Origin of the sequence: Streptomyces sp. NRRL F-5122 (assembly GCF_001507435.1) — a bacterium.
GTDB lineage: Bacteria > Actinomycetota > Actinomycetes > Streptomycetales > Streptomycetaceae > Streptomyces > Streptomyces lannensis.
Map to the genome: position 1 here is coordinate 1,212 of NZ_LMWH01000002.1, position 2,048 is coordinate 3,259.

At 57.3% G+C, this 2,048-nt stretch carries 1 rRNA gene (only partly in view); it reads right to left on the minus strand.

Features of this window, described 5'->3' with window-relative positions:
* Positions 1-1,916 (minus strand): 23S ribosomal RNA (locus ADL25_RS02190); it reaches 1,181 nt to the left of the window's first position.
* Positions 1,917-2,048: the final 132 nt, after the last annotated feature.

Here is a 2,048-nt window from a genome sequence, read left to right on the forward strand (position 1 = left end):
TCACCAGGTGTGGCCCCCCTTCTCCCGAAGTTACGGGGGCATTTTGCCGAGTTCCTTAACCATAGTTCACCCGAACGCCTCGGTATTCTCTACCAGACCACCTGAGTCGGTTTAGGGTACGGGCCGCCATGAAACTCGCTAGAGGCTTTTCTCGACAGCATAGGATCATCCACTTCACCACAATCGGCTCGGCATCAGGTCTCAACCACATGTGCAACGGATTTACCTATCACACGGCCTACACCCTTACCCCGGGACAACCACCGCCCGGGATGGACTACCTTCCTGCGTCACCCCATCACTCACCTACTACCACCTTGGGCCGGCGGCTCCACCACTCCCCTTCACCCGAAGGATCCAGGGCGGCTTCACGGCCTTAGCATTAATGGGTTCGATGTTTGACGCTTCACAGCGGGTACCGGAATATCAACCGGTTATCCATCGACTACGCCTGTCGGCCTCGCCTTAGGTCCCGACTTACCCTGGGCAGATCAGCTTGACCCAGGAACCCTTAGTCAATCGGCGCACACGTTTCCCACGTGTGAATCGCTACTCATGCCTGCATTCTCACTCGTCAACCGTCCACAACTACCTTCCGGTGCTGCTTCACCCGGCAGACGACGCTCCCCTACCCATCACAACACCCGTTAGGGCTATATGCTGCAATGACACGACTTCGGCGGTACGCTTGAGCCCCGCTACATTGTCGGCGCGGAATCACTAGACCAGTGAGCTATTACGCACTCTTTCAAGGGTGGCTGCTTCTAAGCCAACCTCCTGGTTGTCTGTGCGACTCCACATCCTTTCCCACTTAGCGTACGCTTAGGGGCCTTAGTCGATGCTCTGGGCTGTTTCCCTCTCGACCATGGAGCTTATCCCCCACAGTCTCACTGCCGCGCTCTCACTTACCGGCATTCGGAGTTTGGCTAAGGTCAGTAACCCGGTAGGGCCCATCGCCTATCCAGTGCTCTACCTCCGGCAAGAAACACACGACGCTGCACCTAAATGCATTTCGGGGAGAACCAGCTATCACGGAGTTTGATTGGCCTTTCACCCCTAACCACAGGTCATCCCCCAGGTTTTCAACCCTGGTGGGTTCGGTCCTCCACGAAGTCTTACCTCCGCTTCAACCTGCCCATGGCTAGATCACTCCGCTTCGGGTCTTGAGCGTGCTACTCAAACGCCCTATTCGGACTCGCTTTCGCTACGGCTACCCCACACGGGTTAACCTCGCAACACACCGCAAACTCGCAGGCTCATTCTTCAAAAGGCACGCAGTCACACCAAAGTGCTCCCACGGCTTGTAGGCACACGGTTTCAGGTACTATTTCACTCCCCTCCCGGGGTACTTTTCACCATTCCCTCACGGTACTATCCGCTATCGGTCACCAGGGAATATTTAGGCTTAGCGGGTGGTCCCGCCAGATTCACACGGGATTTCTCGGGCCCCGTGCTACTTGGGTATCTTCCAAACGAGCCGCTGACGTTTCAACTACGGGGGTCTTACCCTCTACGCCGGACCTTTCGCATGTCCTTCGTCTACATCAACGGTTTCTGACTCGTCCCACGGCCGGCAGACCGCAGAAGAAAGAACCCACAACCCCGCACACGCAACCCCTGCCGGGTCTCACACGTATACGGTTTAGCCTCATCCGGTTTCGCTCGCCACTACTCCCGGAATCACGGTTGTTTTCTCTTCCTGAGGGTACTGAGATGTTTCACTTCCCCTCGTTCCCTCCACACTGCCTATGAGTTCAGCAGCGGGTGACAGCCCATGACGACTGCCGGGTTTCCCCATTCGGAAACCCCCGGATCAAAGCCTGGTTGACGACTCCCCGGGGACTATCGCGGCCTCCCACGTCCTTCATCGGTTCCTGGTGCCAAGGCATCCACCGTGCGCCCTTAAAAACTTGGCCACAGATGCTCGCGTCCACTGTGCAGTTCTCAAACAACGACCAACCACCCATCACCCCGGACCACAATCCGAGTTCACTGGGGTCGGCGCCGAAGGACGACCAACCGGCCGCACCCTCAGACACCCAACAGCG